Origin of the sequence: Curvibacter lanceolatus ATCC 14669 (assembly GCF_000381265.1) — a bacterium.
In the GTDB taxonomy this organism is placed as follows: domain Bacteria; phylum Pseudomonadota; class Gammaproteobacteria; order Burkholderiales; family Burkholderiaceae_C; genus Curvibacter; species Curvibacter lanceolatus.
The window spans coordinates 1-3,425 of record NZ_KB906310.1; the positions used below are offsets into that span (position 1 = coordinate 1).

Here is a 3,425-nt window from a genome sequence, read left to right on the forward strand (position 1 = left end):
GGCCGTCCAACGCTTGATGTCGTCTTCCATCAGGGTGCTCATCTGTGTTGCCTTTCAACGATAACACCTGAGCAGGAAATCACTGGGTCAATACAGCCAAACGCAGGGACTCGTATGCGAAAAAGCTGGAAGTTTTGGGCGTGAACCCCAAGGATTTGGCCACCCAGCCTGCGGCGTAACACCCGCCCTTGGCGGCTGCGCACAACGGGTCCTGATCGCCAAAATGATCCCATGGCCTGAAAACAGAATCGGTCTTGGGTCTTGCAACGATTGGCATGTTTTCGAAGTGCAGTGGTTAAAGCATCGTTGTTTTTGGGGCGGGAAGATGTGGAGAGAGATGAATAGCCGTTTCAGGCTGGGTGCGGTCGCTCGTGTATGACCATCGCAACGACAGCTTCCAGCAGGAGCGGCCACCAGCAAGCTTTATGAGGTTGTCGCACCTGCCCGCAGGTAAGTTGAAGACAATCTTCAGGGCCCATTTGGGCAGTATGCTGTGAACCCATCCCAGGGCAGCAGGGATAGATGACCTAGATAATGAATAAGAAGACTTTAGGGGGTTTCCAGATGTTGACTCGCATTCACCGGCTGCGGAATTACCGCATCTTTCGGGACTTTTCTTGGCCTGTTGGCCTGCACGACTTTGGCCGGTACAACGTCATATATGGCTGGAACGGCTCGGGCAAAACTACTTTATCAACGCTCCTCAAGCATCTGCAGCAGCGGCAGGTGCTTACAGAGGGGACTGCAGAATACTTCTTCGGCGAGAGCCGTGTGCTTGGCGTAAATGCAGACGATCCGGTAGTCCCCAAGGTTCGAGTTTTTAACCGTGAATACGTCGGGCGTGCTGTGTTTGAAACTAGGGGTGGGCAGTTCCCCCCTGTCTACTACTTTGGTGAAGACAGTGCAGAGAAGCAGCGGCTGATTGGTGAGCTTGAAGACCAGCGAGTTGCGCAACGCGACGAGCAAGCTCGGCAGGCGCAGTTGTTGAAAGGCGCCAATGAGACTCGCGAGTCGTTTGCTACTGATAAGGCGAAGGAAATTCGTACACTTTTGACGGCCGCCGGTGGGACGTACAACAACTTTAATGCCGGGCCCTACAAGGTTGAGATGCAGCGGTTGGCTCGCGCGGAGCTAGCCGAAGCCTGTCTCAGCGATGAGGAGCGTACTGCGCTGCTGAGAATGAAGGACAGCCGGCCGCTTCCTGCCTTGGAGCTAGTGGCGGTCCGCTTTCCTGACCTTATGCAATTGCGCGTTAAGGCCGCAGCGCTATTGCGGAAGACCGTTGTTTCGACTGTGGTCCAATCCTTGGCCGACGATCAAGCTGTGGCCGCTTGGGTAGGTCAAGGTCTGAGGCTTCATCAACACGACCGTGCTACGAAGAATTGCAGGTTTTGCGATCAACCCCTCCCATCACACCGCATCGTGCAGTTAGAGGAGCATTTCAATGACGAGTTCGACCAGCAAAATCGGGCGATTGATGCATTGCTATCGGAGATCGACTCCGCGTCGAAATTTAACGACACGGTTCCCACGCCTGCTCATGAGGCGTTGTACGAAGCGCTTCAGCCCGCTTATCAAATCGCACTGAAGACATTGCGAACGCAAGCCAGCTTGCTATTCGGAGCGTTGACAGCACTGAAGTCGGCGTTGGAAAGAAAGCGCGAGCAACCCTTCAAGAGCATCGAGCTTGATAGCTTACTGAAACAGGTCTTGGGCAGCGGGGATAACGGCCTCGGTACCCTCATTCTTGGGATGCTGGCCGTTGCTGCCGAAAGTGTCCCGTTTGCTGCGTCCGTCGAAGGAGCCAAAGCGCTCGCTGCCCTAAACGATCAGATTAATAAACACAACGCGTTGACTGCTTCGCACGACGCTGAGGTGCGGGCAGCTCGCGACCGACTGGCCCGCGACAGTATGGTCGGAGCGTTGGATCACTGGCGAGAACGCTGCGCTGCAGTAGAGCAGGCGACGACAGCCCATGATGCTGCGCGCGATGCTGTGGCACGCTTGGACTCACAGATTCAGGAGCTGGAGCGGGAGGTTAGGCAATATGTCAGGCCAGCAGAGGAACTAACGAGAGACGTAGCCGCATACCTCGGCCGCGACGAACTTCAGTTCGTACCCGAGCACAATGGCTATACAGTCATGCGTGGAGGTTATCCAGCAACAAACCTAAGCGATGGTGAGCGTACAGCGGTGGCGTTTCTCTACTTCTTAAAGTCACTTGAGGGGACTGACTTTAATTTGGCGGACGGCATCGTGGTGATCGACGATCCGGTGTCCAGTTTGGATGCTAACTCCCTTTTCAGCGCGTTCGGTTTCCTGAAGTCCCGCGCGTTGAACGCAAAGCAGTTGTTCATCCTGACCCATAACTTCAGCTTCTTTCGTCAGGTGCGTGACTGGTTCGACGCACTGAACGAAGCAGCGAAGAGGGTTAGACCGAGGCCGGAGCCTCCCGCACGCTTCTTCATGCTACACGCCACAAGCCACGAAGGGCTACGGGCTGCTAAGTTGGGCCCTATGGATCCTTTCCTGACCAAGTTTGAGTCGGAATATCACTACCTATTTAAGAGGATCTATGAAGCATCAAAGCTGGAGCAGGGGCAAGGGTTGGAGGAGCACTACGGATTGCCAAATATCGCTCGTCGTTTGCTGGAAAGCTACCTGGCCTACCGAGTACCGGGGCGTTCAGGAGACTTACGCGGAAAGCTCAGCGAAATTGGCGGTGACGATGTCCAGAAGGCGCGCGTGCTGAGGTTCCTGCATACCTACTCGCACGGGGATGTAGTAGCCCAACCCGACCACGATCCCACCATCCTGCTGGAAACACCCGCAGTTTTGCGCGACCTACTTGAACTTTTTCGGCGAGACGATCAACGCCACTACGACCAAATGGTGGAGCTGGCTATCAGGGTTTAATAGCTCTCGATCGATCGCCTTTGTCAGGCACGTTGGAGGTCGGACTGGCGCGATCGCGCCTAGTGTAGTGGGGATCAAATGCTCAGATTAATCTCGCTGGAAGGTTAGATCCGTAAACAGTGAAGTAACTCGAGACGATTCAGTAAGCTCAGTCAACTACGAAAATCAACGACCGGGTGCAACTGTACGACCCCGTTTGCCCACGCCAATTGCGAAGAGAACTACCGGAAGGCGTGGCAGTTTCAGTCAATAATTGTGAAGAGAGAGGGAGTCTCAAACTATGTTGCCGTTTATCGTTGCCGGTGCCACCGCACTAGGCGTGGTCGCCTACAAGATATATTCGGATAGAGTTGGTTCGTCGACTGAGCCGCCGCCGAAAAGCTCTAACCCTCCAGCATGCCGGTTGGGCGCGTTTGTATTGACCCAGCACTTTCTGCACAGGTCAGGCCGCTAACGCATAAGCCTCAGCGGGGGTCTTCATTTTCAGCGCCTGGTGAGGGCGCCGATGG

General features: G+C 55.0%; 1 protein-coding gene. It reads left to right on the forward strand.

Features of this window, described 5'->3' with window-relative positions:
* Positions 1–534: 534 nt before the first annotated feature.
* The gene (locus F624_RS0131785) at positions 535–2,916 is read left to right on the forward strand and encodes an AAA family ATPase (protein ID WP_245573784.1); all 2,382 of its coding nucleotides are present in this window, start codon (positions 535–537) and stop codon (positions 2,914–2,916) included.
* Positions 2,917–3,425 lie beyond the last annotated feature (509 nt).